Annotated in this window: 21 protein-coding genes; 11 read left to right on the top strand and 10 right to left on the bottom strand. The window is 61.7% G+C overall.

What is annotated here, in order from left to right:
* Positions 1 to 182 precede the first annotated feature (182 nt).
* The 9 genes from ACFRJ8_RS19610 (at position 183) to ACFRJ8_RS19570 (ending at position 10,376) form a co-directional block, all read left to right on the top strand.
* Positions 183 to 1,517, top strand: a complete 1,335-nt coding sequence (locus tag ACFRJ8_RS19610; protein WP_377988048.1) for an ABC transporter substrate-binding protein — start codon at positions 183 to 185, stop codon at positions 1,515 to 1,517.
* 8 nt (positions 1,518 to 1,525) lie between these two features.
* The gene (locus ACFRJ8_RS19605) at positions 1,526 to 2,473 is read left to right on the top strand and encodes an ABC transporter permease (RefSeq protein ID WP_377988047.1); all 948 of its coding nucleotides are present in this window, start codon (positions 1,526 to 1,528) and stop codon (positions 2,471 to 2,473) included.
* Positions 2,473 to 3,339, top strand: coding sequence for an ABC transporter permease (locus ACFRJ8_RS19600; protein ID WP_377988046.1), 867 nt, complete (start codon positions 2,473 to 2,475; stop codon positions 3,337 to 3,339). Before ACFRJ8_RS19605 ends, ACFRJ8_RS19600 begins: the two co-directional genes overlap by 1 nt.
* A gap of 2 nt (positions 3,340 to 3,341) precedes the next feature.
* Entirely contained in the window at positions 3,342 to 5,012 is a 1,671-nt protein-coding gene (locus ACFRJ8_RS19595; protein WP_377988045.1) for an ABC transporter ATP-binding protein, read from the top strand.
* A 326-nt stretch (positions 5,013 to 5,338) separates the two neighbouring features.
* Positions 5,339 to 6,721: a glutamine synthetase family protein gene (locus ACFRJ8_RS19590; RefSeq protein ID WP_377988044.1), complete on the top strand. Its 1,383-nt coding sequence runs from the start codon at positions 5,339 to 5,341 to the stop codon at positions 6,719 to 6,721.
* Positions 6,702 to 7,463, top strand: coding sequence for a gamma-glutamyl-gamma-aminobutyrate hydrolase family protein (locus tag ACFRJ8_RS19585; protein ID WP_377988043.1), 762 nt, complete (start codon positions 6,702 to 6,704; stop codon positions 7,461 to 7,463). Before ACFRJ8_RS19590 ends, ACFRJ8_RS19585 begins: the two co-directional genes overlap by 20 nt.
* A complete protein-coding gene (locus tag ACFRJ8_RS19580; protein ID WP_377988042.1) occupies positions 7,444 to 8,811 on the top strand; it encodes an aldehyde dehydrogenase family protein in 1,368 nt (455 codons plus the stop codon). Before ACFRJ8_RS19585 ends, ACFRJ8_RS19580 begins: the two co-directional genes overlap by 20 nt.
* Positions 8,812 to 8,837: 26 nt before the next feature.
* Positions 8,838 to 9,617, top strand: a complete 780-nt coding sequence (locus ACFRJ8_RS19575) for a 3-oxoacyl-ACP reductase (RefSeq protein WP_377988041.1) — start codon at positions 8,838 to 8,840, stop codon at positions 9,615 to 9,617.
* A gap of 411 nt (positions 9,618 to 10,028) precedes the next feature.
* Positions 10,029 to 10,376 carry a DUF6221 family protein gene (locus tag ACFRJ8_RS19570; RefSeq protein ID WP_377988040.1) on the top strand — a complete coding sequence of 116 codons (348 nt, stop codon included), beginning with the start codon at positions 10,029 to 10,031 and terminating at the stop codon, positions 10,374 to 10,376.
* A 549-nt stretch (positions 10,377 to 10,925) separates the two neighbouring features.
* On the opposite strand, the gene nagA is transcribed toward ACFRJ8_RS19570, so the two are convergent.
* The 10 genes from nagA to ACFRJ8_RS19520 are packed head-to-tail and all read right to left on the bottom strand — an operon-like array spanning position 10,926 to position 21,750.
* Positions 10,926 to 12,152: an N-acetylglucosamine-6-phosphate deacetylase gene (nagA, locus tag ACFRJ8_RS19565; RefSeq protein WP_377988039.1), complete on the bottom strand. Its 1,227-nt coding sequence runs from the start codon at positions 12,150 to 12,152 to the stop codon at positions 10,926 to 10,928.
* A gap of 25 nt (positions 12,153 to 12,177) precedes the next feature.
* Positions 12,178 to 13,194 (bottom strand): zinc-dependent alcohol dehydrogenase family protein, encoded by a 1,017-nt coding sequence (locus ACFRJ8_RS19560; RefSeq protein ID WP_377988038.1) that lies wholly within the window; start codon positions 13,192 to 13,194, stop codon positions 12,178 to 12,180.
* Positions 13,195 to 13,214: 20 nt separating this feature from the next.
* A complete protein-coding gene (locus tag ACFRJ8_RS19555) occupies positions 13,215 to 14,219 on the bottom strand; it encodes a Gfo/Idh/MocA family protein (protein WP_377988037.1) in 1,005 nt (334 codons plus the stop codon).
* Entirely contained in the window at positions 14,220 to 15,215 is a 996-nt protein-coding gene (locus tag ACFRJ8_RS19550) for a Gfo/Idh/MocA family protein (RefSeq protein ID WP_377988036.1), read from the bottom strand. It lies immediately after the preceding gene.
* A complete protein-coding gene (locus ACFRJ8_RS19545) occupies positions 15,212 to 16,087 on the bottom strand; it encodes a sugar phosphate isomerase/epimerase family protein (RefSeq protein ID WP_377988035.1) in 876 nt (291 codons plus the stop codon). The genes ACFRJ8_RS19550 and ACFRJ8_RS19545 overlap by 4 nt, the downstream gene beginning before the upstream one ends.
* Before the next feature lie 15 nt (positions 16,088 to 16,102).
* Complete coding sequence (locus ACFRJ8_RS19540; protein WP_377988034.1) at positions 16,103 to 17,716, bottom strand: GMC family oxidoreductase; 1,614 nt, start codon at positions 17,714 to 17,716, stop codon at positions 16,103 to 16,105.
* A gap of 54 nt (positions 17,717 to 17,770) precedes the next feature.
* On the bottom strand, positions 17,771 to 18,616 hold the full coding sequence (locus ACFRJ8_RS19535) for a sugar phosphate isomerase/epimerase family protein (RefSeq protein WP_377988033.1): 846 nt from the start codon (positions 18,614 to 18,616) through the stop codon (positions 17,771 to 17,773).
* Between the two features lie 8 nt (positions 18,617 to 18,624).
* The gene (locus tag ACFRJ8_RS19530; protein WP_377988032.1) at positions 18,625 to 19,848 is read right to left on the bottom strand and encodes a sugar ABC transporter permease; all 1,224 of its coding nucleotides are present in this window, start codon (positions 19,846 to 19,848) and stop codon (positions 18,625 to 18,627) included.
* Positions 19,845 to 20,597 carry an ATP-binding cassette domain-containing protein gene (locus ACFRJ8_RS19525; RefSeq protein ID WP_377988031.1) on the bottom strand — a complete coding sequence of 251 codons (753 nt, stop codon included), beginning with the start codon at positions 20,595 to 20,597 and terminating at the stop codon, positions 19,845 to 19,847. Before ACFRJ8_RS19525 ends, ACFRJ8_RS19530 begins: the two co-directional genes overlap by 4 nt.
* Before the next feature lie 37 nt (positions 20,598 to 20,634).
* Positions 20,635 to 21,750, bottom strand: coding sequence for a sugar ABC transporter substrate-binding protein (locus ACFRJ8_RS19520; RefSeq protein ID WP_377988030.1), 1,116 nt, complete (start codon positions 21,748 to 21,750; stop codon positions 20,635 to 20,637).
* A 272-nt stretch (positions 21,751 to 22,022) separates the two neighbouring features.
* Between ACFRJ8_RS19520 and ACFRJ8_RS19515 the strand changes: the two genes are divergently transcribed.
* A complete protein-coding gene (locus tag ACFRJ8_RS19515; protein WP_377988029.1) occupies positions 22,023 to 23,078 on the top strand; it encodes an ROK family protein in 1,056 nt (351 codons plus the stop codon).
* Positions 23,079 to 23,249: 171 nt separating this feature from the next.
* Positions 23,250 to 24,140, top strand: a complete 891-nt coding sequence (locus ACFRJ8_RS19510) for an ROK family protein (RefSeq protein ID WP_377988113.1) — start codon at positions 23,250 to 23,252, stop codon at positions 24,138 to 24,140.
* Positions 24,141 to 24,169: the final 29 nt, after the last annotated feature.

The following is a 24,169-nucleotide window of genomic DNA, read 5'->3' as shown; positions in this document are numbered from 1 at the left end:
CGTTGGCCGCTGCCAGCGTGCTTGCCCTGAGCGCCTGCGGGGGTGGCCCCAGCGCTGATAGCAGCGGTGGAGGGATTCAAACGCTGCGGTTTGGAATATCGAATGAACCAGCCAGCCTGATCACGGGCGTTGACCAAGGCACCGTCGGCAACACCATGATGACGCTTATTCATCGCGGCCTGATGACATACGACAAAGACGGCAAAGTCATCGAAGGCCTCGCAGAGTCAGTCGAAATGACCGCACCCACCACGTACACGTTCAAGTTGCGCCCCAACCTCACGTTCCATGACGGGTCTCCGGTCACTGCCGGCAACGTCAAGGCATCCCTGGAGTACTACGCGAACAAAGCCAACGGCTCCACGCTGTACGTCGGCCTGCAGGACATCAAGAACGTCGAGGTCCTCGACGACCGGTCCGGCGTCATCCACTTGGCTGGCCCCAACTCGGCCTTCCTTGAATACCTGGCTATTCCCACTGCAGCCATCGTCCCGGACAAGTCGCTGGCCAAGGACGTCCCGAACCAGATCGGCGCAGGACCTTTCGTCCTTGGTGAACACAACCGCGGCGTCAACCTCGTGCTGAAGAAATTCGACAAGTACTACGGTGCCAACGACGTCAAACTCCCCGGCATCGACATGTCCTTCTACAGCGACGGCTCTGCCCGCAGCAACGCCCTGCTGGGCGGAGACGTCGACATCATCGACTACGTTCCGTGGCCCGACTATGACAGGGTCTCCGGCACGTCCGGCATGACACTCGACGCCCAGACCGGGCCGCTGCAGTTCATCCAGTTCAACGTCACCAAGGGTCCCTTCGCCGACGCCAAAGTCCGTCAGGCCGTCGCCTACGCCCTGAACCGGGAGAACGCCGTCGAGGCAGCGTTCCAAGGACACGGCGAACCACTCACCGGCGTGAAAATTCCGGAAAGCAACCCCGCCTACGACCCGGCCAATACGGGACTATTCAGCTACGACGTCTCCAAGGCCAAGAAGCTACTGTCCGAAGCCGGGTACCCGGACGGCTTCGAAGCCAAAATGCTGACGACCTCGCAATACACGTTTCTGCAGGACACGGCCCTGTCCGCCCAGGCAGACCTGGCAGCCATCGGCATCAAAGTCACCTTGGACGCCCCCGACTGGTCCACCCGCGTAGCCAAGGGCAACACCGGTGACTATGATCTCGCGGTGGCCGGCGGGGCCGGAATCGTCGCCGACCCCACCTACATCAAGGGCCTGGTCTCCGGGCCTAACAGCTTCCTGCGCAGCTTTGGCTACGACAATCCGGCACTGAACGCCAAACTGGACGAAGGCCTGCGGGCAACCGATGACGCGGCTAAGAAGTCCGCCTACAACGACGCGCTGAAGATCATGCAGGCGGATGTGCCCTACGCACCGATCAACACCCGCGAACAGGCGTTCGCCTACAACTCAAAAGTCAGCGGATTTAAGAACCTTCCCGGCTTCCTAAGCTTCTACAGCGGGTACACCTTCGCCGATATTTCCCGCGCCGAATAGGAGCCAACGTGACGTCGTTTATCCTGCGCAGGGCGGGTATGGGAGCCCTGCTGGTCTTCCTTGTCCTGACCCTCATCTTCTCCGCAATTCGGCTGATTCCCGGGGATCCGGTCGAGCTGCTGCTGTCCAGCGGAAACACCAGCGCGGACCCGGCAACCGTGGCGCGCATGCGCGAGCAGCTGGGACTGAACGGTTCACTGCCGATGCAGTACTGGAACTTCCTGACGGGGATCCTTACCGGTGACCTGGGCCAGTCCATCCGCACCGGCGACGCCGTGGCCGACTCGATCGCACAGCGTCTCCCCAGGACTCTTGAACTGGTCATCTTCGCCACGGTGATCTCCATGGCGGTCGGCATTCCGCTGGGAGCATGGGCGGCCGCCAAAGGCGGCTTCGTTGACAGCGTAGCGACTGTCCTGACCAGCCTTGGCGTAGCCCTTCCCGTCTACGTCCTCGGCACACTCCTGATTCTTGTCTTCTCCCTGACGCTCGGGTGGTTCCCCGCCGGCGGCTTCACCACCTGGCAACAGAATCCGGGCAGGCACTTCCAACTGCTCATCCTGCCAGCCATTGCACTGTCACTCGGTTTCACCGCCATCATCGCCCGGATGACCCGATCCGCAGTTCTTGAAACCATGGACCAGGACTGGGTTAGAACCGCCACCGCCTTCGGGCATACACCCCTTAAAGTCTTTCGCCGACACGTGCTCCGGAACTCCATGACGCCGGTGACAACCGTCATCGGGCTGGGATTCGGCACGCTCCTCGGCTCGACCGTCCTGGCGGAGCGAGTGTTCAACTATCCGGGCCTGAGCAGCCTTCTGGTCGAATCGGTCTCCAACCGTGACTACGCCGTAGTGCAAGGGATCGTGATCATCATTGCCCTGCTGTTCATCCTCATCAATATTGTGGTCGATGTTATCTACGGCCTCCTCGACCCGAGAGTGAGGCACTAATGGCAACAGCACAACTGGAAGCCCCAGGAATGCGGGCCGCCAAACTGCGGCAGGTCATGGGTCCCCTGCGGACGGCAGCCCTCGTCTATGTCGTCGCCATCGTCGCCGTGATGATCTTGGCACCTGTCATCGCACCCGCAGATCCGCTGGCCCAGGACATTGCAAACAAGCGGCTGTCGCTGTTCGCTCCGGGGCACCTGCTCGGCACAGACGAACTGGGCAGAGATGTCCTGTCGCGCATCATGTATGGCGCCAGGATCGAGCTGTTCATCGCCCTTGGCGCCACGGTCTTCGCAGCGACCGCCGGCACATTCATGGGTATTGTGGGCGGATTCTTCGGAGGAGTAGCCGAGACCGTCACCATGCGACTGGTCGTCGACGTCATCCTTGCGTTCCCGCCTATCATTCTCGCCCTTCTCGCCGTCACCATCTACGGGCCGGGCCCCCTAACCCTGATCTTGGTGATGGGGGTCCTGTTCGCCCCCACCTTCGCCCGCATCACCTACGGCCAGACGCTGTCAGTGAAGCGGGAGGAGTACGTGGAAGCAGCACGGGCTTTCGGAGCGAAAACGCCCGTAACCCTGTTCAAAATTGTCCTGCCGAATGTGTCGGCACCCATAATCGTCCAGTTCTCCCTGACCATGGCCCAGGCAATTCTCCTCGAATCAGGGCTCAGTTACCTGGGCCTCGGCGTCGTCCCGCCTGAGCCGTCGTGGGGGGCGATGGTTGCCGAGGGGCAGCGCTTCATCACCAGCGATCCCATGGGCCTTCTCGTGCCAAGCGCCGTCCTCGTTCTTACGATTCTGGCGTTCGGCCTACTCGGTGATGGTCTCCGTGCCTACCTCGATCCGAAATCAAGGAAGTAATCATGAGCGCTCCCATACTGGAAATCTCCAGTCTGTCGGTTGAATTTCGGAACGGCAACGGTTGGAAAGCTGTCACATCCGACGTTTCGTTGTCGATCAACCGCGGCGAAACAGTCGCCCTTGTCGGGGAATCAGGCTCAGGCAAGTCGGTTACCGCAATGTCCGTCCTGGACCTCCTGCCCAGGAACGCCAGACGGGTGGGATCCATAAAGTTTCACGGCGAGGACCTACTCACCGCAACTGAGTCCAGGATGCGCCAGTTGCGGGGTCAGGGAATCTCCATGATTTTCCAGGAGCCAATGACTGCACTCAACCCGGTGTACACCATTGAAAGCCAGCTTTGCGAGGCAATCCTCAGCCATAGGAATCTGTCCCGACAGGAAGCTGCCGAGCTGGCGTTGAAGCTTCTGCAGCAGGTTCATATGCCAAACCCAGAGACCAAGCTCAAACACTACCCACACCAATTGTCGGGCGGCCAGCGGCAACGAGTGATGATTGCCATGGCGATCTCTGCCGAACCAGAGCTGCTGATCGCGGACGAGCCCACCACTGCGCTGGATGTTACCGTGCAGGCGGAGATCCTGGACTTGCTGCTGGAACTTCAGCAGAAAATGGGGATGGCTATCCTTCTGATCACTCACGATATGGGGGTCGTGGCAGACGTCGCTGAACGCGTCTTCGTTATGTCCAACGGCCACGTCGTAGAGCAAGCCACAACTGAACAGCTCTTTGCGGCCCCCCAGGCGCTATACACGCAGGACTTGCTAAGTGCCGTGCCTTTCCTTGGCCGGGGCAATAACAGGAGTGCGGTGATCCAGGAAGTGGAGACCACGCCAGAAGAGATGCCTTCCGGCAGCGTCCTCGAGTTCAAGAACGCTGTCGTCGAATACCCGGGCCACCGGCGGCAGACGGCGTTCCGGGCTGTGGACGACGTTTCGTTCAGTCTCAAGCCCGGTGAGATCCTCGGACTCGTCGGGGAGTCAGGCTCCGGCAAGACCACCATTGGCAGGGCTGCCATTGGGCTGATTCCCTCCTCCGGGGGGTCCATCCTGATCAACGGAGAAGACATCGGATCTGCGGACGCCAGGAGGAAGCGGGAAATACGAAAGAGTGTTTCGATCGTATTTCAGGATCCTGCCTCGTCGCTAAATCCACGTGTCACCATCGGTCGAAGCGTGACGGATCCCCTTCGCTGGACAGGAACCGAACTGAACGGCAAGCAGCTCGACCAAAAGGCCAAGGACCTGCTGGACAGCGTCCGGATTCCCAGTGACTGGTCCAGCAGGTATCCGCACGAGTTATCTGGCGGTCAGCGACAACGCGTCGGCATAGCAAGAGCCATCGCCATCGATCCGCTGCTTATGGTGGCCGATGAGCCGACCTCCGCACTTGATGTTTCCGTTCAGGCGTCCGTGCTGGAACTCCTCTTGGAGCTGCAGAGGACAATGGGTTTTTCCTGCCTGTTCATCAGCCACGACCTGTCGGTCGTCGAGAGGCTTTCGAACAGAGTGGCGGTGCTAAGTAGAGGAACAGTCGTAGAAATCGGCGATACACAAAGGATCCTTCACAACCCGCAGCACCCCTATACCCAAAAGCTTCTTGCTGCGGCGCCTGTTCCTGATCCAGTGGTCCAACGCCAGAAACGCCTCGAGCGAATGTCACTCGTGAGCTAGCCGCTCACCGAAATACTCCAGAGAAAGACCCAAGTCTCGCCAGGGATGAGGGACACCGGGCGTCATCACCACGAACTTGATCGAGCCGTCACGGCATACACGACGTCGGTCGCCGAGGACTCCCACCAACCACACTGGCGGCAATGTTCGGCGCCTAACAGGGCTGGTCCTGAAGTCGCCACCGAGGCGTTCGCGCACTCCCGCAGAAGATCGCACGACCGTTGCCCAAGAAGCGGCGACGAGCTATGAACCACGCCCGCCGACCGTCGCCGTCGGCGCACACTCATTCCCCTCCATGACCGATAGATGGAAGTTACGGAAGCAAAATGACAAATCAAACAATCGGAACATCCGTGCAAGGCCAACTGAGTGTCGAGGAACTGCGGGCCCTCGTCGCAACGGGCGAGATTGACACAGTTGTTGTCGCAATCACCGACTCCATGGGTCGTCTGCAGGGTAAGCGCTGTGGAGCCCGGTCCTTCCTTGAAGATGTCCTGGGTCACGGGGCGGAAGGCTGTAATTACCTCCTCTCCGTAGATGTGGAGATGAATACCATCGAGGGATACACCATGTCGTCCTGGGAGAACGGCTACGGGGACATGGTCATGCGCCCGGACGCGTCCACTCTGCGGCTCGTGCCGTGGCTGGAGGGCACGGCCATGATCCAGTGCGACATCCTCTGGCTCGACGGCAGCCCCGTTAGCCAATCGCCGCGGCAGATCCTTCTAGGCCAGATCGAACGCCTAGAGGCGCTGGGTTACCGCGCTCACATCGGCACAGAACTTGAGTTCATCATGTTTGATGACAGCTATGAGGAAGCTTGGGACAAGAAATACGAAGGGTTGACGCCTTCAACCCGCTACAACGTGGATTATTCACTACTGGCCACGGCAAGGCTGGAACCGGTGATCCGCAGCATCCGGACCGGAATGGAGAAAGCCGGCCTGATCGTGGAATCTTCCAAAGGCGAATGCAACCTTGGCCAGCAGGAGATCACCTTCCGCTACGCGGAAGCGCTGGCTGCCTGTGACAACCACGTCTTTTACAAGAACGGGGCCAAGGAGATTGCTGCCCAGCACGGGAAGAGCATCACGTTCATGGCGAAGTACAACGAGCGGGAAGGCAGTTCATGCCACATCCACTTCAGCCTGACTGATTTGGATGGCAAGCCCGTGCTTGCAGGCGACGGCGAGCACGGCTTCAGCCCTGTCATGGGACACTTCGTCTCCGGCCAGTTGGCGGCGATGAAGGAAATGGCCTACTTCGTGGCGCCAAACATCAACTCATACAAGCGATTTGTCGAGGGCAGCTTTGCTCCGACAGCAATCGCGTGGGGCCTGGACAACCGCAGTTGCGCACTGCGGGTGGTTGGGCGCGGCCCTAGCCTCCGCGTTGAAAATCGCGTCGGAGGCGGAGACGTCAACCCTTACCTGGCAGTTGCGGCACTTATGGCTGCAGCAATCCATGGCATCGAGAACAAGCTTCCCCTCGGGCCGATTGTGGCCGGTAATGCATACGAGTCCGATGCAGACCGCATTCCCACCACCCTGCGCGACTCCCGTGCCCTGCTGGCTGATAGCGAGATCGCCCGAAAGTCCTTCGGCGATGAAGTGGTCGATCACTATGTCCACGCCGCTGGGGTCGAACTGAAGGCTTTTGATAGCGCCGTCACGGATTGGGAGCGCAAGCGTGCCTTTGAACGTCTCTGATACTTACCGCCCCCGGATCGGGTTGACCACTTACTATCAGGAAGCTGCCTGGGGTGTCTGGAGGGCAGATGCTGCCATCCTTCCAGGAACGTACGTGCAGGCCGTGGTAGCAGCAGGCGGCACTCCGGTTCTCCTACCGCCCGTGGGTACGGACCCGACCGTCGTCGACCTCCTCGACGGCCTGATCATTTCCGGCGGCAGCGATGTTGACCCGGAACAATATGGCGCAGAACCGCATGAGTTGACTCGTGCACAGCCTGCCCGGGACGAGCACGATATCGCCCTGACACGTGCAGCACTGGCTGCGGGGTTACCGCTCTTCTCCATCTGCCGGGGAGTTCAGATCCTAAACGTGGCACTGGGCGGGTCCCTCGTCCAGCACATACCCGACGTAAACCCCGAGGCCACCTACCAGCCGGCGCCAGGTGTCTTCGGCAGCGTGGAATTCACGACGGTCGCGGGAAGCATCAGCCGCTTCCTGCTGGGACCACGTGCCAGCGCGCCCTGTTACCACCATCAGGCCGTGGATCAGATCGCAAACGGGCTTCGCGTCACTGCCTCTGCCGATGACGGCACGATCGAGGCGCTTGAGACGACGTCAGGAGGATGGGCACTTGGGGTGCAGTTCCACCCGGAGCAAGACCCTGCCGACCTCCGGCTCTTCAAGGGGTTCATCGAAGCCGGAATTAATTATCGCAATGAACGAATGGAGAACGCTGCCAATGTCCCCCAGCACGTTTGACGTCCTAAATCCGGCAACGGAAGAGGTCATCGCCACAATAGACCTCGCCACGCTTGAAGATACTGACAGGGCTATCGAAAAGGCTGCCCGGACTTTCGAAACCTGGCGCCACGTGGCCCCCGCCGACAGGGCCCTGCTGCTCCGCCGTTTCGCTGCGGCAGTTGACGCGGATTTGGAAAACCTAGCCCAGCTTGAGGTACTCAACGCCGGCCACACCATCGGTAATGCCCGTTGGGAAGCCGGAAACGTCCGGGACGTCCTCACCTATTATTCTGCCGCACCGGAACGCCATCTCGGCCAGCAGATTCCCGTGGCAGACGGGATCAACATGACTTTCAACGAACCCCTCGGTGTTGTGGGAGTCATCGTCCCCTGGAATTTTCCCATGCCAATCGCGGCATGGGGTTTCGCCCCCGCCCTGGCTGCCGGCAATACGGTCGTTCTGAAACCAGCTGAACTGACCCCGATGACCGCAATGCGGATCGGGCAGCTTGCCCTGGAAGCTGGACTCCCCGACGGAGCACTTCAGATCATCCCCGGCAAAGGGTCAGTAGTGGGCGAACGGTTCGTCACCCACCCGGCAGTACGAAAAGTGGTATTCACGGGTTCCACCGCTGTAGGAAAACGCATCATGGCCGGCTGCGCTGAACAGGTGAAACCCGTCACCTTGGAGCTCGGGGGCAAGAGCGCGAACATCATCTTCGCGGACGCGGACCTCGAACAGGCTGCCGCCGCGGCCCCCGGAGGGGCCTTCGACAATGCCGGCCAAGACTGCTGCGCCCGCTCTCGAATCCTTGTCCACCACAACGTGTACCAGAAATTTCTCGAGCTCCTGGAACCCGTCGTGAAGTCTCTGGAGGTTGGCGATCCCCGCAACGAATCATCTTTCATGGGTCCCCTGATTTCAGCCGCGCAGCACCGCACGGTGTCGGGCTTTGTCCCCGACGGATCACCCATCGCATTCCAAGGGACGGCCCCCGCCGGCAAAGGATTTTGGTTCCCGCCCACCGTCCTGACGCCTTCTCCAGAAGACAGAGTGATGCGGGAGGAGATCTTCGGACCCGTCGTGGCTGTCATTCCGTTCAAGGACGAAGCCGACGCCCTTCGCCTGGCCAACGATTCTATCTATGGCCTTTCGGGATCAATTTGGACCAGAGACGTGGCACAGGCCCTGCGAATGGCGCGCGGCCTGGAATCGGGAAACCTCTCGGTCAACTCCCATTCATCCGTCAGGTACTCCACGCCATTCGGAGGCTTCAAACAGTCCGGACTCGGCCGAGAGCTCGGACCCGATGCCTTGAACGCCTTCACCGAAACAAAGAACGTCTACATCTCGACCCGCCCATGACCCACCGCCAACCTAAGGAAGTCAAAATGAGGGAAGTCATATCCAACCGTCTCAAGGATCGCAGCGCCGTCATCACCGGTGGTGCCAGCGGCATCGGCTTGGCAACCGCCCGCAGATTCGCCGCGGAGGGGGCGAATGTCGTCATCGCCGACGTTGAACCCACCGCTGGCCTCCGCGCTGCCGAAGAAGTCGGCGGCATCTTTGTTAAAGTCGACGTGACTAGCGAAGAAGACGTCAAAAACCTCTACGCAGTGACAAATGAGACCTACGGCCGCGTTGACATCTCCTTCAACAACGCCGGAATCTCCCCCGCAGACGACGCATCGATTCTCGATACCGGCATCGATGCCTGGCGGAAAGTCCAGGAAGTCAACCTCACCTCCGTGTTCTACTGCTGCAAATACGCACTGCAATACATGCAGGCCCAGGGCAAGGGGTCCATCATCAACACCGCGTCCTTCGTGGCTGTCATGGGGGCCGCCACCTCGCAAATCTCATACAGCGCCTCCAAGGGTGGCGTTCTCGCCATGAGCCGCGAACTTGGCGTCGAATTCGCCCGCCAGGGGATCCGCGTTAACGCCCTCTGCCCGGGCCCCGTCAACACCCCGCTCCTGAAAGAGCTCTTCGCGAAGGACCCCGAGAAGGCCGCCCGCCGACTCATCCATGTTCCGCTTGGACGTTTCGCTGAACCCGAAGAGCTGGCCGCCGCTGTGGCGTTTCTGGCCAGCGACGACTCATCGTTCATCACCGCCTCAACCTTCTTGGTCGACGGCGGTATCTCCGGCGCATACGTCACCCCCGAGTGATGCGGTGCCCGCCTTGCGACGTCCAGGGGCCTGGAAATCGCACGGCGGGCCCACCATTCCAGCATTCCTGAGCTGATAGGGCAGGCCGCAGCATATTTTGAAAGCCAGGACCCAACGCCAGCGTGCTGTGCGGTCTGCGCGAAGCTCCGGTTGGAAGCGGCGACCTCCGGGTAACCGGCGCGGAACACGACGCGGACAAAGAACACCGGAATCATCGCTGCGCGTGCTGCCGTGATCGCACGCCCAGCGCCGCCTGCGTGCCAGCGCGTTCGACAATGCCGCCCTGAAAATCCATAACGAGAAGAACGGTTCGGGGAGAAGTCATGCGTAACAATAGACAGCCCAACCTCCACGGCGGAGCGAGCGAGCATCGGATCCATTGCCGGCGGACGCAGGTGGAAGACTGTCAGCATGAATCTTGTCGATTTCCTTGAGGCACGTATCACCGAACAAGAGGCCAGCCTCCAGGGCCGGAACTTCGTCGGTGGCCACGACGTAGACACGGTCGTGAGCGACGATATGGCGGTTCCGCCGTCCCTTACCGAGGCGATGCTTGCGGAATGCGCGCAGAAGCGAGGGATCCTGGCTGATTGGGAGGTGGTTGCCGAGGCGGAAGGTATCACAGACCCGGCAGACGCTGAGGGGACGGTTGCTGTCGCCCGCCGTTCCATGCTGATCATCCTCGCCGCTGGCTACAAGGACCATCCCGATTACCAAGACGAATGGGCGCTCTGCGGTGACGACGAGCGGCTTCCGTGAACAGTAGCCAAGGCTGGCACCAGTTGGATCAGCGCTACGATCCACAGCGTCTTTCGGAGGCTTGCCATGGGCGGGTCAGAAACGGTCGTTATTGAAGGTCTCGACGGAGCTTCTCCACTGGCGTTCCCCTGAGAAATGGCTGAGGGCAGTCTCTCTCAGCAAGCTGGACAATCCGCCTTAAGCTCAGGTGCTGGGAGCGCTGCCTCTCCTCGCACGCATCCACGGGCCGACAGTCAAGAACCGTGATGTGAAGGGCAGCCAATATCGGCTCAGCGGCGCCGCTCGAGGGACCATCACGGTGGCGTCCGGGGGCTTTCCCGAACGGTAGCCACCTCCGGATTTAGGAACTAACAGATCGCGGTCACTCGTCCGCTTAATCTCAGCAAAGGATCCTTTTCTAAGACCGCTAACTCGCCGACAATGCCTCGTTACACAGTCCGGTCCGCTCTTCGTCGCCGGCAAGCTTTTGGTGATGGTCAAACACTATGCCTCGGCACCTGTTGTCCCTGTGCCGCCCAATGGTTCAAAAGTCGTCCCTCACGCTTGGGGCTAGCGTAGGCGGGATCCTGCTGCCCACACCTCCTGGACTTCAAGCTCGGCGTCGAGCAGCACCGCATCGGCAGCGTAGCCGCTGGACAGCTTCCCCAGCTTGTGCCCGTATCCGATGGCTTTGGCGGGAATCTCCGTTAGCGCCATGGCCGCAGCCGCTATGTCCAGTCCCACCACTTTCACAGCATGGGCTAATGCGGCATCAAGTGTCAGGGTCGATCCGGCCAGCGCGCCGCCCTGGGTCAACACCGCCCGGTTGCCGCGTACGGTGACCGAAAGTGCTCCCAGATGGTATTCCCCGTCCTCCGCGCCGGCCGCAGCCATCGCATCACTTACCAGAGCCACCCGACCTGGCGCTGCGGCGAAGGCCATGCGCACCACGTCGGGGTGTACATGGACGCCGTCGTTCACAATTTCCAGCGTCACGCCGTCAGTCCGGATTGCGGCAGCTACGGGTCCGGGAGCGCGATGGTGCAGTCCGTTCATGGCGTTGAAAGCATGCGTCAGGACGGTCGCCCCCGCGTCAAAAGCCGCCATCGCGACACTGAAATCTGCGTTCGTGTGGCCGACGGCTACCGTCGTTCCCTGCGCTGCCCATAACCCAATCGCCTCCATCGCCCCGGGTAATTCCGGCGCCAGCGTAATGTGCCGGATCAGCCCTGCCCCCATAGACATCAGCTCCGCGTTGGTTTCGGGATCCGGCACACGCAGGCTGAGCGCATCGTGGGCGCCCTTATGCCCGGCATCCAGGAACGGGCCCTCCAAGTGGACCCCAAGGACCAATTCATCGACCGCCATCAGTTCCCCGGCAGCGGTGATCTGCTGTCTGAGTACGGGTAACGGATTGCTCACGAGCGAGAGCACGGAGCGGGTTGTTCCATGGCGTCGGTGCAGGTCCAGCGCTAGGGGCGCGTGATCGGCAGACTCAAAGGAATACCCTCCGCCCCCATGGCAGTGGATGTCCACGAATCCCGGAAGAAGCCACTGTCCAGCCGCGTGGACAATCTCAGGCCTCGGCCCGGGGGCACCGTTCAAATGGCGCTTCCAGCTGTCGCCGGTTCCGACAACGTCGATCGTTTTTCCCTCGAATGCGATCCAGGCATCTTCGATGACCTCTCCGCCCGTGACCATGCGGGCGGAGTGGACGAGGACACTCGGAGATTTCCGGTTATCACTCGTCTCCGCGTGGCCGTCGCGTTGTCCGGTCGCTGCTGCGAAGTGTTCCAATATGGTCCTTAGCTATGGCGGTCGGTCAGAGTGTCAGGGACTCGGCGGCCCCGGGACGGATCTGAAGTTTGCGGCCGGTGCCCTTGCGGAAGGTCTCCATGGCCGTGTCATAGTCGTCCAGGGCGAAGGCGTGGCTGAACATCGGCTTAACGTTGATGGCGCCCGCCGTAAACATCTCTACCGCTCGTCCGAAGGTGTGTCGCGCCGCCATGGATCCGACGATGTTGATTTCGTCTTTAGTGATGCTCAGTGGCGAGTATCGGGCCTTGGCATCGACGGCGGCGACTCCGAACTGCTGAAAATAGCCGCCCGGCTTCACCCGAGGCATACCGTCTTCCATGGCCGCAATGACCCCGGTGCAGTCAATGACAACGTCCCAGTTCTCGCGATCGAGCTGATCGGCGCCGGTAGCAACAATGTCGACGCCGACTTCCTTGGCGAGCTGCAGGCGGCTCTCATTGGGGTCCACGACGCTGACCGAGGCCGCGCCGGCGCGCGGAGCGAGCTGAGCCAGCAACAGGCCCATGGTGCCGGCACCGTAGATCAGGTAGTGCTCACCGATTCTGCGCGGAAGGATGTCAAGGGCCCGGATAGCGCAGGAAATCGGTTCGATCATTGTGGCGTCATAGAGGTCTGCATCCGGGGCCAGGGCGTACACGTTTTTCGCCGGGGCGAGGAGAAGCTCCGCCGAGGCGCCGTGGCTGCTGATCACTCCCATCGAGTCCCAGTTGCGGCAAAGGTTGTTACGGCCGTTCAGGCAGTACTCACATTCCCCGCAGGTCATCGTTGGATCGACCGCCACCCGGTCCCCGATCGAGAATCCGGTGACAGCCTCGCCGATTGCTTCGACGGTGCCTGTGGCCTCGTGGCCGGGAATCATCGGGAATTGGCCGCCGAGGTAGTCGCCCTCGAAGACGTGGATGTCCGTGCCGCACATTCCGACTGCTGCCACCCTAATGAGGACGTCCTTGGGACCTGGGGTGGGGTCTGGCAGGTCTTTGACCATGAGTTGGCCAGGTGATTCGAATACAACCGCGCGCATCGGGTTGGCTCCTTCGTAGGTTAGGTGAACAAATCAGGTGAGAGACGGACGGGAACGCCGGTGGAGGCAGATTCGAGGGCTGCAATGGCCACCGCCGTCGCGATCAGGCCGTCCCTGCCGGACACCGCCGGTTTCCGGCTATCCCGGATGGATGCAAGGAAATCGTCGATCATGAGCTGGTTGGTATCCAAGCCCCACTGAATCCAGCCGAAGTTCTGGTCCCCACCGAACTGGGTCAGCCGCTGGCTGAAGAGGTCGGCGTCGGCCGTTCCGCCGTCGCCGACCACGGAGAGAGTCATACCGCCCCACGTTGGATAGTTCAGCGGCCTGTTCCAGCTGCAGTCTATGGACGCGAAGACGCCACCGGGGTATGTGAGCATTACGAGTCCGGATGTCTCCACAGTCACCGATGCGGAGTGGACGATGCGGTTGCTGACCGCGTAGACCTCCTCCGGTGGTGTGCCCATGATCCAGCTATAAGCATCGGCGAGGTGGACGATATGGTCCATCATCGCGCCTCCCCCTGCCAGTGCGCCGTCGGCGAACCACGAGCGCTCCCGCATGGGCATGACGCTTTGATTGGTACCGGAGAAAGCCCGCGCCTGCCCGAGTTGTCCGCTGATGACCAGATCCCTCACTTGGCTGAGGGACTTGTCGAAGCGCAGGGGGAAGGCGGTCATCAACGGGACCCCTGCCTCCCGGCAGCTGCGGACAATCGCCCGCGAGTCCTCCATGTCCACCCCGAGCGGCTTTTCGCACAGGACGGCTGCACCGGCCCCGGCCGCCTTTTCCACCAGTTCGCGGTGGTAAAGGGTTTCGGCACAAACGAGCACGCCGTTGACGCCCTGCGCGAGCAGCTCGTCGGCGTCCGAGTAGTAAGCCACCTCGTATTTGCGCGCCCAGGCGGCCCCGCGGGCTGCGTCCCGGTCGTAGACGCCAACGACCTGGGCACCGGCCTCGCGCAGGTTCCGGATGTAGGCGTCAACGTGCAGATGAGCCACGCCCAAAATGCCTATGCGCTCCACTTATTCACCTTTTCCTATTGATTCAATACGGACAGGCTGACCGGTGCGCGCGGATTGCCGCACGGCCGCCGCCAGCTGAACTGCCGCGAGGGCGTCACGGGGCGTGATGGCCGGATGTGCTGTTCCGTCAACTACTTCCAGGAAATTCTGCAGCTCCAGTTCGAACGGGTTGGCCGCCAGCGACACGTCGCCGAGACCTGTGCTGCAGTCGTTCCGTTCTTCGTGCAGCCGCAGGGTCAGCGGCGTGGTTTCACCCGATGAGAATCCGAGAATGCCGTGTTCGCCTGCGATTTCGAAGCTTGTCCGGAATTCCGGCGCGGGGCTTGACCAGGAACTTTCGATATGGGTGATAGCACCACCAGCGTGCTTGAGTATGGCGATGGCGTGGCCACGCGACTTTGGCGCTGACTTGGCGAAGACCGAGACCACCTCTCCGGCGATCCAGCGGGCATAGTCCAGGTCGTGGATCATTAGGTCGAACGCGATTCCGCCCGATTTGTTGTCGTCCTGGAACCAGCTCGCCTGGCCGCGTTCCGGGGCAAACGACAGGCGGGAGAGCCGAAGCACCGCCGGTTCTCCGATCCGGCCGGCTTCGACGGCCTGCCGTGCAGCCGTGTATTCCGGGCTGTAGCGGAGAATGTGTCCTACGTGCAGGTGCACGCCGGCCTCTTCGAAGGCCCTAATGACCTCCAGCCCCTCGTCTACGCTGAGGGACAGCGGCTTTTCACAGATTGCCGGCTTGCCCGCCGCCGCCACTGCCAAGGCAAATTCTGCGTGGAGATGCGTTGGCGCGCAGATGTCCACTATGTCCACCGCCGCCAGAAATTCCTGGAGGTCGTCATACATGTCGACTTCCAGGTTGCCCAGATACGCGGGTCGGAGCGTTGTGGACCGTGCAAGAACGGCCGACGGGGCGGAGCCGATAGCACGCCAGGCGGCCGTGTGAACTTCGCCCATGAACCCCGTGCCGATGATTCCGACTCTTCGTTCGCTCACGCCAATACGTCCTCGCGGGCTGAGGGGATGGGGTCGTTGCGGAAATCCGCCCATTCGGGGTGCTGCTTCAGCCGACGCCGGATGTCCTCGTAGGCGGCAATGGACCGGCGGAGTTTCGAGTAAACGTCCCCGCCCATGGAAAATCCCTGGACGCCAATCGGCCCCGTGAAGCCGGTCTTCTGAAGCAGGCTCAGCAAATAGAAATTGTCCTGTTCACCATCGTCCAGGAGCTCGATCGTGGCATCCGTGCCGTTGTCGCTGGGAACGCGGCGGCTACCGCAGAAGTTTGCCCCGGACAGGTAGGGGCTGATGCGTTCCAAGGTCCGTTCCGGATGTTTGCCGTCCGTGAGGTACCAGTGGTGGCTGGAGAATGTGATCTTGAGGTTGGGGTGGTTGACGGCAAGGCACAGGCGCATGGCGTCGTCGAGGGTTTCCATCCAGCATCCGATGTGGTGGTACAGGGACAGCGTGATGCCGCGCCGCTCGGCGATGGCCAACAGGTCCCTCAACATCCTTTCCACGGCCGCATCACCGCGGGGGTCGGAATTCGTGTGCGCCTCCGGGCTGCCGAGGATGGCGAAGTCGACGAGCGTACAGCCTTCCATCGTCTCCAGCAGCTCGGAAACCCGGCGCACGCCTTCGGCGTCGTCCGGACCCGACACCGAGGCGTAGACCCCCGTGACCTCGATGCCGAAGCGCCGCTTGATTTCCGGAATCCTCGCGACATCTGCCCAGGCGTCATCGCTCCACAGGGTGAGATTGATGCCGTCGTAGCCGAGCTCGGCCAGCATCTCGCATTTGGCCTCGAGATTGTAGGAGCCGAGCGAGTTATAGAACCAGGTGTCCAGCGCGAACAATGCATTCTTCTTCATGATCCGGTATTCCTTTCAGGCAGTCCGCGCCAGGTCGTGGGATTCGTCTGTGCTGGAGTCTGGGACGGTTATCCCGCGGGCCATCGCCACGAGCCGTTCGGCAACCATGACGATTGGCAGCATGGGGTTAGCGGCGGGGATGGTGGGCAGAACCGAGGCATCAATGACGCGCAGGCCTTGGCACCGGTAGACGAGGCCGCTTTGATCGACCACTCCCCCGTTGTCAACCGACGCCATTTTGCATGTGCCGGTGAAGTGGTAGCCCGAGGCGATCGTCCGGTGGATGGCCGCATCCAGTGCATCGTCGTCCGCTACAGTGTCGGCATCCATGCCCAGCGGTTCCTCCAGCAGGCCGGCCAACGGCGCCGCCGTCAGCACCTGCCACCCGCGTCGGACGATCTCTCGCATGACAGATAGATCGATCGGATCCGAGAGGTATCTGGGGTCCACGAACGGCAGCACGGCAGGGTCCGTAGAGGTGATCTGGACGACGCCCGTGGACCGGGGCTTGTTGATGACGCAGCCGACGCCGGCCACGTTGTCCAGCCCCTCGTTGCCGGCTCCGGCCATGCCGCGGGCGCCGTCTCCGGTGGTGCGCACGTTAAGGTAGCTGAACATCGTCAGCTGGGCATCGAGGCTGTCCGGCTGCTGGCTGGTGGAAAATCGCCATACCGCCTGGAGGCTGGCGTCGTCAGGAGTCCAGGACCCCTCACGGGGAGGCGCCATCAGGGGCACACAGCTGTGGTCGGCCAGATTTTCGCCCACGGGGAGGTCCGAGACGAGCGGAACGTCCATTGCGGCGAGGAGCCCGGAGGGCCCGACACCGGACCGCTGGAGCAGGGCTGGCGTCACAATGGCGCCAGCGCTTAGTACCACCTCACCGGCCGTGATGGTGGTGCCGTCGGCCAGTTCAACCCCGATCGCCCGAGCACCGTCGAAAAGTACGCGCGAGACCAGGGTCTCCCCGCGCACAGTGAGGTTTTCACGGTGACGGACCGGGTTGAGATAGGCGATAGCGGTGGAGATGCGGCGGTTTCCGGCGCGGCTTTGGGGCACGGGGCCAACACCCTGCGCGTCGGGGGCGTTGAAGTCCCAGCAATCCGTCGCTCCTACACTGCGGGCACTGTCCACGAAGGCCTTCTGCAGGCGCGCGAGTTCTGGCTCCGCGGTTCGTGTGATCGGGTAGGGACCGCCGCGCCCGTGGATGCCGGCACCGGGAGCAGTATCGTCCTCCAGGTCCCGAAAGGCTGGGAGCACCTCGTCCCAGGACCAGCCGGGGTTGCCGGCGGCAGCCCACTCTGCATAGTCGGTGGTGGCTCCGCGAAGGGCCAGGGTGCCGTTAATGGCAGAGCCGCCGCCGATGAGCCGGGCCTGTGGAACCACAATCGTCGCACCATTCATTTCGATGTTGAGTCCCCAGTCATGGCGGGGATCGACCTCGGGTGCGTGGCCGCGCATTGGAACGTAGCGCGATTCATGCACGCCTTCCGGCGTTGCTTCATTGGTGGGGTAGTCCGGCCCTGCCTCCAGCAGCAGGACCCTGGTGTCCGGAGTTTCGGTGAGACGTGCTGCAACGACGCAGCCCGCTGTTCCTCCGCCGACGATGATGTAGTCAAATTCATTACTCACGAGATGGCCTTCCTGACCATAGTTTCTTTCGTACGCGGGCCTGCCTGGCGGCCGCTAGTTCTGGTTCCAGCCGAATATTCGATCCATCGAGGCGGAAGCGTTGTAAGCACTTTGTTCGGGATGCCACCGGTACGGGGTCACTTCCGCGGAGCAGTAGTCGTTGAACCCGACTTTCGTCAACGCCCGCAGGACCTCCGGAAAGTTCACGTCGCCGGAAAGAAGGTCAACGAAGGAACTCAGTCCTCCGGGATTGGTGCGGTAGTCCTTCACATGGACCTTGACGATCCGGTGCCCCAGGATCTCGATCCATTGCTCGGGGAATCCCGTTCCGAGCGCATTTCCAATGTCAAAGTACGAACCCACGTAGTGACTGCCGACTTCGTCGAGGAACTCGCGCATTTCCCGGGGGGTGGTCAGGAATCGGTTCCACACGTTCTCTACTCCGATGCGGATGCCTGCCGCCTCAGCGAAGGGCGCCAGCTCGCGAAAGGCGTCCAGGGCGCGGTCATAGGCGTAGTCGTAGCGCACAGTCTCCGCGTCCGGAATGAAATCCACCCCCACGTAACCCGGTACGACCAGTACCGTTTCGGCCCCAAGGACTTTGGCGGTCTCGATCTGGACCTTGGTTGCATCCACTGCCTTCTGGCGGATTACGGGGTTGTCGCTCACCAGGTTGTACTGCAGCTGCAGCATTGTCGCGAGAGAATGGATTTCGACACCGAGGTCTTCCGCGCGCGCCCTCAGGACGCGCAGTTCATGAGGGCTGCTTTCGAGGCTGAGCTCCCCGGTCTCCGCCAAAACCAGTTCCAGACCTTCGAAGCCGGCCGAGTGAGACAGCTGAAGGGCTTCCTCAGGTGACGTTCCGGGCGCAAAGGACCAGAAGTTGATTCCCTTTTTCATATTTGTCCCTACCTGCTCTGCCGGCGCCGCATGACGGCATCGAAGATGACCGCAGCAATCAGCACTGCCCCGGTGATCATGTACTTCACAGGCGAAGGAAGCGCGAGCAAGTCCATGCCATTGGAGATCGATCCGATCACGAGCGCGCCAAGAACTGCCGACCAGACACTGCCGCGACCGCCGAAGAGGCTGGTGCCGCCGATGACTACTCCGGCGATGGCGTTGAGGAGGATTTCTCCCGCACCCGATGTTTCGTTGACCGCCAGGAGCCGGGATGCCGAGAGGATCCCGCCGAGGGCAGCGAAGGTCGAGGCCAGCATGAAAACGATGACCGTCGTTGTCTTTACATGAATGCCCACGCGTGCCGCGGCCTGCGCGTCCCCTCCGACGGAGAACAGCCGCCGGCCAAAGAGCGTGCGCCGGCAGATGAAATCCATCAGCAGCACGAGTCCCATGAGGATCAGCACGCTCAGCGGGATGCCGCGGCTGGCACTTAGAACCAGGACGGCAGCGATCAGGACCACCGAGATGACGGTCAGCCGGATGATGTCTGCAGCGGCGGGCGAGTTGGTTAGTCCCAGTTTCGCGCGTTTTGCCCGCGTCCTGAAGGTGCGGAGGGCCATGGTCGCAACCAGGAGCAGCGTCAAGACCCAACCGACCCAGGGGGCGAAGAACGAACTGGTCAGACCCTGCAGCCCCGGATCCGTAATGTTGATGGCACCGGTATCGCCCAGCAGCAGCAGCTGCAGCCCCTGCCAACCGATGAGCCCGCCCAATGTGACCACGAAGGACGGTACGCCGAAAGTGGAAATGATGAGACCGTGAACGAGGCCGACGACGGCACCGCAGGCCAGTGCCAAGAGGATTGCCACCACTGCCGGATACCCCTGCGAAACGTTCAGCACGGCCATCAGGGACGCCGCCAGACCGCTGACGGTACCGACGGATAGGTCGATCTCACCGATCAACAAGACGAGCACAACGCCAATAGACATCGTCGCGACCGCCACGATCTGCAGGGCAAGGTTTGTCAGGTTGCTTGGGGACAGGAAGGCTGGATTCAGGCTATAGAACACGCCCCAGATCACGGCCAGCCCAATAACGACCTGGAGGACACCGACGCGTGTCGCGTCGTCAGTCCTCACGAGGCTCCGGAGCCTGCTTGCCAGCGCGGGGCTGGCCCCACCCGGTGATCCGCCGAGCGGGGTTCTCACTGGTGTTTCTGTGCTCATGCTGCTTCCTTCGGCGTAGACAGCTGGGTGCCGGTGATGGCAGCTACTACTTCGTCCTGGTATTTTTCCTCGCCGGGGTATGATCCGGCGTTCCGTCCGAGCCGCAGGACTTCGATGCGGTCCGCGACCGCGAAGACCTCGGCAAGGTTATGGCTGATCAGCACCACTGCGAGGCCACGTGCCTGGAGCCGGCGGATGAGGTCGACGACCTGGGCCTTTTGTGCGACGCCGAGGGCAGCAGTGGGTTCGTCGAGAATGACGAGCTTCGGGTTGCCGAGGAGGCACCGGGCAATCGCAACCGATTGACGTTGCCCGCCCGAGAGACTGCTGATGGGCACCCGGAGCGACCGTGGAAATACGGACAGCTCCGCCAATAGAGCAGTGGTTTCCCGCTCCATGGCGAGTTCGTCCAATACGGATCCCCGATGCAGTTCCCTGCCCAAGAACAGGTTGGCAACAACGTCGAGGTTGCTGCAGACGGCCAGGTCCTGATAGATGGTCGCAATACCCAGATCAACGGCGGCGAGCGGGCTGTCCACGTGCACCTGCTGGCCTTCGAAGACCATCTCGGCGCTGTCCGGAATCACCGTGCCGGACAAGACCTTGACGAACGTGGATTTACCGGCCCCGTTGTCGCCCACCAGTGCAACGACTTCACCCCTATTGATAGTGAAGGACACGTCCTCCAAGGCACGGATCGTTCCATACGATTTGGTGACAGATTGAAAGCTTAGGAGGGTTTCACTCATGACCCCGTGACTCCTTTCGTCGAGTTAGGGTGTCGGGCTAGAGTAGGCCGGCCTTGGCGCAGGCGTCCTTGTAGTCCGGTGTGCAGATGTCGTCCAGCGTCCAGAAGCCCTTCGGCTCGATCATGTCGGCAACTTGATCAATGGTGATGACGTTGTTGGACCAAAGGTAGGTCGGGATCTTGACGCCGTCCGGGCCGTCGACTTCACCGTTGATGAGGTTGGTGGGCGGAGTCTGTCCCTGTGCCAGCGCCGATGCGATTTTGGCCGTGTTGGCGGCGAATTCCTTGATCGGCAGGTTGATTGTGTTGTACTGCTCGCCGGCCAGGATGCGCTGCAGGGCTGCAGCGGCGCCGTCTTGCCCGGTGATCAGGCGGGTGGACGGGTCAATTCCATTTGCTTTCATGGCGGCGATCACACCACCGGCAAGCTGGTCGTTGGCCGCGTAGACGCCGACGAATCCGTCCTTGCCCACCTTGGTAATGGCCTGGGACATCTGGTTTTGGGCGTTTTCTGCCGACCAGTCCTTGGTGTCATATTCCGCCGCGATGGTGAAGTTGGTTTTATCAAGCACGGAGTGAGCGCCAGCCTTGTACTTCGAACCGAAGGCATCTGAAGGGGAACCGTTCATAACGATGAGTCCGCCCGAGGTGATGCCCTTGGCTTTCAGCCCGTCGACAAGGCTCTGGGCCTGCTGGGCACCTATGCCCGCAATGTCCGTCGTCACGCCGTAGTCAACGTTTTTGCTCTGGATGATGCTCGCATAGCTGATCAGCTTGGCACCTGCCGCATGCACCCTGTCCACGATCTGCTCCGCAGAACGGAAATCGACGGGAGCCAACACCACGACGCTGGCCCCGTTCGTTACTGCTGCTTCGGCTTGCTGCAGCTGCGTGCTGGCGGAGCCCTTAGCGTTGTAGGAAGTGACGGTGCAGCTGTTGCAGGATTCCTTCACCGCGGCCTCGAAGACGGGCTTGTCCTGCTGGTCCCAGCGGGCGGTCACCAGATCGGGAAGGAGCAGCGCAATTTTTCCGCTGGGGGCTGTGGCTGCTGGGGAATTTGAGGGCTCGGCGCATCCGCTCAGTCCAAAGCCGGCTAATGCGAAAACGGCCAACGCAGCGGCGGCAGACCGGTAGTTACGATAGGTTCTAGTCAAGGGAAAACCTGCCTTTCTTTCGTCATTGAATATCTAATGCGGGGCCTTGGAGGGCTTGAAATCATGCCGGACTGGGCCTTGGATTACACAAAACCATCGGGTAGTTTGTTCTTGTGAGAACAAACTACCCGACAAGTACTCCTGCGGCAATACCCCTCCTTGGCTCAACTGCCGCCGGACGGATGCTGAGCGCCCTTCGTGCGGACGGTCCGATGACTCGGTCGGACGCTACTGCGGGGGCGTCGCTGGCGCGGAGTGCAGCGGGGAAGGCAGTGGATGCCCTCCAACGACTGGCCCTGCTCCGCGCCGGCTCGACGGTCGGAGACGGCACGCCCGGCCGCCCATCCGCAACACTTGAAATAGTTGGTTCCGGTGCCGTTGTCATCGCGTGTGTCCTCAGCTCCAACGGGCTGGAGCTGGCCGTCGTGGACCTGAGGCGCAAGATTAAGCTGCGACGATTCGAGTCCTTTGACGCCATCGGCCTGGTTCCCTTGGAGACGCTGACGAGAATCGCGGGGACGATAAATGAGGTACACGCGTCTTTGGGGAGTACGTGTGTGGGCATCGGCATCTCCGTGCCGGGCGTTTTCGACGCGCATAGCGGCGTCGCTCGTGCGGTGCTTCCTTTGGGATGGCGCAACATCCCGATGGCCGCTGTCCTGGATGACTCGTTACCCGCAGATGTGCCTGTCCTGATCGCACATGATGCCACCCTCGGGGCGCTGGCGGAGTTCCGTATGGGAGCAGGACGGGGGGCGCAACGGCTTCTATATCTGGCGGGACAGCAGATCGGTGTGGGTTCCGCGCTGATCCTGGCCGACGAGCAATCGGGCCGATCCGATCACCCCCTGCAGGCGGGACACCTGATCGTCGATCCTTCAGGACCCCAGTGCAGCTGCGGATCCAGGGGCTGTTTGGAATTGCTGGTTGACGGCCGGGCCATGGTGGCTGCAATGAGCGACGTCTCGTCCGCGCCCTCCTCAATGGATGCCGTGCTCAGCGCCCTCAGCCAGTCCACTGCAGTACCCGCGGCCATGGATCGAATCGTCGATCATTTGCAGGTCGGCCTGATCAGTCTCGTCAACACCCTCTCACCCGATCGCGTCGTTTTTGCAGGGACATTGTCACCCCTGATGTCGAGATTTGAGGAACGAATGAACGCCGCGCTGGAGCTCTCTGTCGTTGCCCAGATACAACCGGTAACACTTGTCGGTTCCACCTTTGGCGACGCGCAGATCTTCGGTGCCGCGGAGCTCGCCTTTGAACCACTGCTCCGGGATCCGGAAGGTCTCTTCAAGCGGGTTAGCCGTGCCACGGCAGAGTCCTGAGTACGTCCGCGCAGGTGATGTGCGCGCCATGAAAAATTTCGCTATCCCTGCGCACCGCGCGACGCGGAAGGGAGGAGCAGGATGCTAGGTGGAACCGATGCCGGCACCGCTGCAGGAAGGGCGGGCGCAGCCCTGCCCCGAAAGCTGAATCTGGGACCAGCGAACGGCTCGGTGCTCGCCTTCGACGTCGGAGGGACCACCGTCAAGGCTGCCCTGATCCATCCGGACGGGACCATGAGTCCGGTCCGGAGAATGCCCACCCCCGTTGCCGGGGAAGAAACGCCCGGGCGCCTCTTGAACCTCATTGAGCGAACCGTCCACAGCTTCTCGCAGGAGCGCGAGGGTGCGGGCCGCTGTGCGGTCGCTGTCGTTGTCCCCGGGATTGTTGATGAGGACGCCGGCACCGGTGTCCTCGCGCACAACCTTGGTTGGAGGGATGTCCCGTTCCGGTCGATATTCGAAAAAAGACTTCAAATGCCCGTCTATTTCGGCCATGACGTTCGCGCCGCCGGCCTTGCGGAATACCGCCTTGGTGCGGCTGCCCGGTATGAGAATGCGGTCATCATGGCATTGGGCACCGGAATAGCGGCAGCGCTTTTTGTGGATGGCAGGATCTGCGTCGCGCAGGGTAGGGCCGGGGAAATCGGGCACCTCCGTGTTGCCGCCCACACGGTATGCGTCTGCGGAGCGACGGGTTGCCTGGAAGCCATTTCATCGGCCGCGGCGATCGCTCGAAGATACAGCACCCGTTCCGGAAGCCAGGTAGCGGGCGCGGATGAAGTAGTCCGTCGCCTGCGGGACGGCGACCGGGCCGCCGAAGTGGTCTGGCGGGAAGCCGTCGAAGCACTGGCGGAAGCGATCGTTCAGATTTCGGCGCTGCTCGGTCCTGAGGTCATGGTGCTCGGTGGCGGGCTGGCCGAATCCGGTCCGAATCTGTTCCAGCCACTCGACGACGCTCTTTCAGTGTTGGGAGCGACAACGCTGCCCCTCATTCTTCCTGCGTCACTCGGCGAGGACGCGGGAGTAATCGGCGCCGCAATTGCCGGACGCCAGAAGCTTTAGACCAGCCCCCTCCGTCCGCACGATTTCTG

It is taken from the genome of Arthrobacter sp. NPDC056886 (assembly GCF_042788715.1).
In the GTDB taxonomy this organism is placed as follows: Bacteria; Actinomycetota; Actinomycetes; order Actinomycetales; family Micrococcaceae; genus Arthrobacter.
Note: the sequence above shows the minus strand (reverse complement) of the source record. Positions and strands in the feature narration are given on the sequence as shown.

Bases quoted from the DNA above. Each gene is read 5' to 3' on its own strand.
- ACFRJ8_RS19610 (WP_377988048.1), top strand. From the start codon at position 183: ATGACATACGACAAAGACGGCAAAGTCATCGAAGGCCTCGCAGAGTCA.
- ACFRJ8_RS19600 (WP_377988046.1), top strand. From the start codon at position 2,473: ATGGCAACAGCACAACTGGAAGCCCCAGGAATGCGGGCCGCCAAACTG.
- ACFRJ8_RS19595 (WP_377988045.1), top strand. From the start codon at position 3,342: ATGAGCGCTCCCATACTGGAAATCTCCAGTCTGTCGGTTGAATTTCGG.
- ACFRJ8_RS19590 (WP_377988044.1), top strand. From the start codon at position 5,339: ATGACAAATCAAACAATCGGAACATCCGTGCAAGGCCAACTGAGTGTC.
- ACFRJ8_RS19580 (WP_377988042.1), top strand. From the start codon at position 7,444: ATGTCCCCCAGCACGTTTGACGTCCTAAATCCGGCAACGGAAGAGGTC.
- ACFRJ8_RS19575 (WP_377988041.1), top strand. From the start codon at position 8,838: ATGAGGGAAGTCATATCCAACCGTCTCAAGGATCGCAGCGCCGTCATC.
- ACFRJ8_RS19570 (WP_377988040.1), top strand. From the start codon at position 10,029: ATGAATCTTGTCGATTTCCTTGAGGCACGTATCACCGAACAAGAGGCC.
- ACFRJ8_RS19560 (WP_377988038.1), bottom strand. From the start codon at position 13,194: ATGCGCGCGGTTGTATTCGAATCACCTGGCCAACTCATGGTCAAAGAC.
- ACFRJ8_RS19545 (WP_377988035.1), bottom strand. From the start codon at position 16,087: ATGAAGAAGAATGCATTGTTCGCGCTGGACACCTGGTTCTATAACTCG.
- ACFRJ8_RS19535 (WP_377988033.1), bottom strand. From the start codon at position 18,616: ATGAAAAAGGGAATCAACTTCTGGTCCTTTGCGCCCGGAACGTCACCT.
- ACFRJ8_RS19530 (WP_377988032.1), bottom strand. From the start codon at position 19,848: ATGAGCACAGAAACACCAGTGAGAACCCCGCTCGGCGGATCACCGGGT.
- ACFRJ8_RS19525 (WP_377988031.1), bottom strand. From the start codon at position 20,597: ATGAGTGAAACCCTCCTAAGCTTTCAATCTGTCACCAAATCGTATGGA.